The 6,091-nt window shown below is 66.9% G+C and carries 7 protein-coding genes; 4 read left to right on the forward strand and 3 right to left on the reverse strand.

Annotated features, from left to right (window positions below; translation table 11 throughout):
* From RR928_RS22450 to RR928_RS22465, 4 genes are all read left to right on the forward strand, one after another.
* Positions 1-1,344, forward strand: a 1,344-nt coding sequence (locus RR928_RS22450) for an FHIPEP family type III secretion protein (protein ID WP_332684330.1), incomplete at its 5' end; no start/stop codon positions are given.
* Entirely contained in the window at positions 1,341-2,924 is a 1,584-nt protein-coding gene (gene flhF / locus RR928_RS22455) for a flagellar biosynthesis protein FlhF (RefSeq protein WP_332537052.1), read from the forward strand. The genes RR928_RS22450 and flhF, both read left to right, overlap by 4 nt.
* On the forward strand, positions 2,917-3,684 hold the full coding sequence (locus RR928_RS22460) for a hypothetical protein (RefSeq protein ID WP_332537050.1): 768 nt from the start codon (positions 2,917-2,919) through the stop codon (positions 3,682-3,684). Before flhF ends, RR928_RS22460 begins: the two co-directional genes overlap by 8 nt.
* Before the next feature lie 5 nt (positions 3,685-3,689).
* Positions 3,690-4,403, forward strand: coding sequence for an RNA polymerase sigma factor FliA (locus RR928_RS22465; protein ID WP_332537065.1), 714 nt, complete (start codon positions 3,690-3,692; stop codon positions 4,401-4,403).
* Between the two features lie 82 nt (positions 4,404-4,485).
* On the opposite strand, the gene RR928_RS22470 is transcribed toward RR928_RS22465, so the two are convergent.
* From RR928_RS22470 to flgA, 3 genes are all read right to left on the reverse strand, one after another.
* Positions 4,486-4,857, reverse strand: coding sequence for a hypothetical protein (locus RR928_RS22470; protein ID WP_332537048.1), 372 nt, complete (start codon positions 4,855-4,857; stop codon positions 4,486-4,488).
* Positions 4,858-4,875: 18 nt separating this feature from the next.
* Positions 4,876-5,208: a flagellar biosynthesis anti-sigma factor FlgM gene (flgM, locus tag RR928_RS22475; RefSeq protein ID WP_332537046.1), complete on the reverse strand. Its 333-nt coding sequence runs from the start codon at positions 5,206-5,208 to the stop codon at positions 4,876-4,878.
* A 94-nt stretch (positions 5,209-5,302) separates the two neighbouring features.
* Positions 5,303-6,055, reverse strand: a complete 753-nt coding sequence (flgA, locus tag RR928_RS22480) for a flagellar basal body P-ring formation chaperone FlgA (RefSeq protein WP_442881477.1) — start codon at positions 6,053-6,055, stop codon at positions 5,303-5,305.
* Positions 6,056-6,091 lie beyond the last annotated feature (36 nt).

Here is a 6,091-nt window from a genome sequence, read left to right on the forward strand (position 1 = left end):
CAGATTCCCGGCCTGCTGATCTCGGTGGCCGCGGCCATGGTGGTCTCGCGCGTGGGCAAGGGCGAAGACATGGGCCGGCAGATCGTCGACCAGCTGTTCATGTCGCCGCGCGTGCTGGGCGTGACCGGCGGCGTGCTTGTGCTGCTGGGCCTGATTCCCGGCATGCCGCATCTCGTCTTTCTGGCCATGGGCAGCGCGCTGATCTATGGCGCCTGGGTGCTGTCGCGCCGCCAGCAGGCCGAGAAGGCCGCCAAGGCCGCTGCTCCCGCGGCGTCGCAGCAGGCCCCGACGGGCGATGCCGGCGAAGCCAGCTGGGATGACCTGCAGCCCGTGGACCTGCTGGGCCTGGAGCTGGGCTACCGTCTGATCGCGCTGGTCGACAAGAAGCGCCAGGGCGACCTGCTGACGCGCATCAAGGGCGTGCGCCGCAAGTTTGCACAAGAGGTCGGCTTTCTGCCGCCGGCCGTGCATGTGCGCGACAACCTCGAACTCAAGCCCAGCGCCTACCGCGTGACGCTGCGCGGCGTGAGCATCGCCGAAGGCGAAGCCTTCCCCGGCATGTTCCTGGCGATCAACCCGGGCGGCATCAGCACGCCGCTGATCGGCACGCCGACCACGGACCCGGCCTTTGGTCTGCCGGCCCACTGGATAGACGAACGCCAGAAGGAAGCGGCACAAATGGCGGGTTTTACCGTCGTTGATTCAGAAACCGTGATGGCCACGCATTTGTCACACTTGATGCAAGTGCATGCGGCCAAGCTCCTGAGCCGCACGGAGACCCAGCAGCTCGTGGAACACGTGGCGCGCCAGGCTCCAAAGCTGATTGAAGAAGTGGTTCCGAAAATGGTGTCGATCTCAACATTCCAGAAAGTGCTCCAGCTGCTGCTGGAAGACGCCGTGCATATCCGCGACATCCGCACCATCATCGAGACCCTGGCCGAGCATGCTCCTCTCACCCAGGATCCCGTGGAACTGGCCCGCCGCGTGCGCATTGCGCTGTCGCCGGCCATCGTCCAGCAGATCTACGGCCCGACGCGCGAACTCAACGTGATCGCGATCGAGCCAGGCCTGGAGCGTCTGCTGGTGCAGGCGCTGGGCAACCCTTCGGCACCGTCGCTCGATCCGGGCGTGGCCGAAATCCTCACACAACGGGCCGCCGACGTGGCCCAGAAACAAGAAGAGCTGGGAATGCCCGCATGCCTGCTGGTACCCGACTCGATCCGCAACGCCATTGCCCGTCTGTTGAAGCGCGTGGCTCCCCGTCTGCAGGTGCTCTCGCACAGCGAGATTCCCGAGACGCACACCATCCGCATTGGCCCCATTCTTAAAGGTGCATCCGCATGAACATCCGCCGCTTTACTGCCCCCACCTCGCGCGAGGCCCTGGCCAAGGCGCGCATGGCCTTCGGCGACGGCACGTTGATCCTGTCGAACCGTGCTACGCCCGAAGGCGTGGAAGTGACCGCCACCGCCGAAGACATGCTCGAGCAGCTCGATGGCGGCGTCGCGACCAGCTCGCCGCTGCAGGCCGCGATCGAGAAGCGCGCCGCCGACGAAACCCGCGCGCCGGGCAAGCCGCGCGCTGCCGCGCTGGCGCCCGCCGCTGCAGCCGCGACCGAAAGCCCGGCGACATCGCCGCTGCGCCAGACCGTCGAGGACGACGCCGCCCAGCTGGCGATGAGCACGCTGTCGTTCCAGGACTATGTGCGCGAGCGCATGCTGCGCCGCCGCCACGAGAGCCTGCACGGCGAAGCCGCTCCCGCTGCCGAACCCGCATTTGAAGATGAGCAGCTGCCGACGTTCGCCCAGCGCGCGCGCCAGCTCGACGAACTGCGCCGCGAGCCCGTGCCCACGCCCGAAGCCGTGGCCCGCCACAACCCGCTGCGCGCCGCCAAGGCCAACCAGCGCCCCGCGAGCCGCCAGGCCTCGGCCCGCGCCTCGACCAGCCAGCCCGCAGCGCGTGCACCAGCCGCCGCGCCGCAGGTGATGATGGACGAGCTGCAGTCGATGAAGGCGCTGATCGAAGACCGCTTCAACACGCTGGCCTGGCTGGGCCAGGCGCGCCAGAGCCCGCTGCACTCGAACCTGATGCTCAAGCTGATTCGCGCCGGCTACTCGCCCGCGCTGTCGCGCATGCTGCTCGAAAACCTGCCCGCCAACAGCTCGCCCTCGCAGGCCGTGCGCTGGCTGATGGACGTGCTCGAACGCAACCTGCGCACCAATGCCCAGGCAGCCCCCATTTACGACCAGGGCGGCGTGTTCGCGCTGGTCGGCGCCACCGGCGTCGGCAAGACCACGACCACGGCCAAGCTCGCCGCAATGGCCGCACGCATCCATGGTGCGCGCGAAGTCGGCCTGATCACGCTCGATACCTACCGCGTGGGCGCCCATGAACAGCTGCGCGCCTATGGCCGCATGCTGGGCATCGTCGCCCACCAGGCGCATGACCGCGCGGCCCTGCAGGATCTGCTGGGTCTGCTGGCGAACAAGAAGATGGTGCTGATCGACACCACCGGCGTCGCTCCCCGCGATCCGCGCAAGGACGACATCCTCGAAGTGCTGGACCTGCCCGGCGTGCAGCGCATGCTGGTGCTCAATGCGAGCAGCCAGGGCGACTCCAACGACGAAGTGCTCAACGCCTTCAAGGCCGAAGGCTGCCAGCAGGTGATCCTGTCCAAGGTCGACGAGGCTGTGAAGCTCGGCCCTTCGATTGACACGCTGATCCGCCACCAGATGCAGCTGTGCGGCGTGACCAACGGCCAGCGCGTTCCCGAAGACTGGGAAGCCGCAGATGCGAATCAGCTGGTCGCCGCCTCGATGCGCTCCACGACGCGCTCGGCGTTCGATCCCAAGGCCATAGAACTGGACTTCTTCTTCACCCAGTCCAGCCTGGCCGGCGAAATGATGGAGCCCGGCCATGCTTGACAACGGCAACCAGGGCTGCGGCCTGCAGGCCGGTGCTGCCTGGCATGAACTCCAGGTCTGCGCCATCGCCTATTCGGCGACGGCGCCGGCCGGAGGACTGCTGTGGCCGCTGAGCGCGCAATTGCAGCAGCTCGGCTACCCGGTGCTGGTGCTCGACGCCAGCCAGGCCGAGAGCGCGGCCACACCAGGCCTGCGCGACCTGCTGGCCGAGCCCGCATGGCAGGCCGCGGGCATGGGCCCGCGCCCTACCCAGGCCTCGGTTGCGACGCTGCCCGCAGCCCACGGCCTGCGCCAGCTCGGCAGCCTGGAGTCGCTGCTGACCTATGCGCGCCGCTATGCGGTGGTCATCGTGCACGCGCCCGTGGAACAGCTCACGCCGCTGCTGCAAGGCCATGCGACGCGCCCGCTGCTGCCGCTGGACATGCAGCCGCGCGGCATGGAACGCAGCTACCGCCAGATCAAGCACTTGGCCATGCATGCCGGCCTGTCCTGCATCGTGGCCGCCGCGACCGAAGCGCACGAACCTTTCGCCCGCCGCCATGCCGATACATTGATGGCCTCGCTCACCCAGTGCGCGCAGCGCCACCTGCGCATGCAGCCGCTGTGCACGCTCACCGACCCGGCTTCGACGCAGGACATGCGCCGCCTGGCATTGCTGATGCTCGCGCATGCGGTCACACTGACGCCCGGACTGGCCGCGAGCACGCCGGCCCGTTTTGCATCGACGCCTGCCTTTTCCCAACCTGCGTGGAGCCTATGAACGCCATGTATACCGCGAACGGCCAGCTCGAACGGAACGCACTGATCCGTCAGCATGTACCCCTGGTTCGGCGCATCGCGCACCACATGATCGCGAAGCTGCCGCCCAACGTGGCGCTCGACGACCTGATCCAGGTCGGCATGATAGGCCTGGCCGATGCGCTGACCCGCTTCGAAGTGGCGCAAGGCGTGCAGTTCGAGACCTTTGCCTCGCAACGCATACGCGGCGCGATGCTCGACGAACTGCGCGAAGGCGACTGGATGTCGCGCAGCTCGCGCAAGAGCCAGAAGGACATCGAGCAGGCGCTGCGCCGGCTTGAACAGAAGCTGGGCCGCAGCCCGCTGGAGTCGGAGATCGCGTCCGAACTGGGCATGCCGCTGGACGAATACCAGTCGCTGCTGGGCAAGGTGCGCGGCACGCAGCTGGTCTATCTCGAAGACATCGCTCCGGGCGACGACAGCGACGGCTTTCTCGACCGCCATGTGGCCGACGACGGCGCCGACCCCATGGCCCTGCTGCGCGACCAGCGGCTGCGCGGCGCGCTGGTCGAAGCCATCAAGGCCTTGCCCGAGCGCGAGCAGTACATCATGGGCATGTACTACGAACACGACATGAATCTCAAGGAAATCGCGGCGGTGCTGGGCGTGACCGAATCGCGCGTGTGCCAGCTGCACAGCCAGGCGATTGCGCGGCTGCGCACCAAGATGCGCGCGCATTAGGAATTCATCGCCCCATAAAAAAACGCAGCTCTCGAAGCTGCGTTTTTTTATGGGCGAATGGGAAACAAGTGAGAAGCGGACGTCAGCTTGCGCTGCGGTAGATGCGCGCCGGGCTGGTGCGCGGCGCACGGCCGGACAGCGCGTCATAGGTCGGGGAGCCGGACTGCGCAGGCAGCAAGGCCGAGACCTTGCGGCCGGTCATCGCGCTGGCGCGCGCAAGTTGTTCGCGCAAGGGGCCAAGCTGGCTGCCCACGGCATCGATGCGCTGCTGCAGGCCAGCATCCAGCGCCTGGCCGCTGCGCATATGCTGCTGGCTGAGCACGGCCAGCGACATGAAGGCGTCGCGCAGGTCTGCGCTGCGCGCCTCGATGGCGCCCGCGTCGGTGCCGACCAGCGCTGCGGACAGCGCCTGCAGGGCGGCTTCGGCCTGGACCAGTGAATCAGACAGTTGCATGGAAAAGACGGATCGGCCTCAGGCCGAGCGCGCCGCCATCGAGTGCGCCAGGATCTCGCCGGTATTGGCCAGCAGCTTGTCGGCAATGGCTTCGGCGTTGAAGCTGAACGTGCCATTGGCAATTTTGTCGCGCATCGCCTGGACGCGGTCGGCGTCGAACTCCGTCGTGGCACGTGCGGGATCGAGCGCCTTGGCGGAATTCGAAAAAGATACAGGCACGCCAGCGGACGAAGTCGCCACTTGAGTGCTTTTTGCCGCTTCTTCAGCAGCCGGGCCGGTCGTTTTGGTGGCTTGCTTTGCCGCCGCCTGCAAGGCAGCAGTGGGAAGCTCAGGTTTTTGTCCAATTTTCATTTATTTCTCCAAGGCCCCATTCGCCTGAGGCTCAGTAACACTGGTTTCGACACCGGCGAAAAAAACTTTAGTCATTTATTGGAGCCGGTGCTGGCTACTTCACTTCCACCACGCCTTGGGCATTGACGACGCCTGTCACCAGGCGGCCATTATCCATGCGCACGCGCACATTTGCACCTTCGGCCCCTGCCGCCATGGCGCGTCCAGTGGACTCGATGGCAAAACCACCGCCCGAAACCGAAACCTTGACCTGCGCGCCCATGGCAAAGAGCTGGGGCGGGCGCAGCATGTTCTGGCGCAGCGTCTGCCCCGCCTGCAGATGGCGTGCGGCCTCGAGACCCAGCCAGTCGGGCTGGTTCGCGGCCACGGGGGAGTCGAACTCCGCCCAATCGACTTCGGCGATGGACGCATCGCCGGCCGTCAGGGCATCGCCCTGACGCACATTGTTGTTGAGCACCCACGCCGGACCGAAGGCCTGGACAGTTACAGGAAGATACACATTCCAGGCGCGCGGGCCCTGGAGACAGCGCAGGCCGATACGGGTGCGTCCCCACAGGCGCGTGCCTGCAGGCAAATAGGGTTCGACCTTGGCGCAGGCCGCGAGCTGCAGGCGCGAGTCGAGCTTGCCGATCTGCACCTGCAGGCGCAGCGGCAAGCCGGCACTGGAATCGCTGTGCAGCGCGGCATCGGCCCAGCGCTGCGACATGGCCTCGAGCTCGGCATGGGTCTGGGCCTGTGCGCCACCACCGAGCCACAGGCCCAGGCCGGCCAGCACGGCGCCTGCCAGGCCACGCAGCTGCGTTGCGGCGGGAGCGGGTGCGGCCCGAGGCCAGAGACTGCGTTTCAAGTGGTACTCCTCAATTCATGGTGCGGCAATGCGGCA

The organism is Comamonas sp. (genome assembly GCF_036666375.1).
Lineage (GTDB): Bacteria > Pseudomonadota > Gammaproteobacteria > Burkholderiales > Burkholderiaceae_C > Comamonas.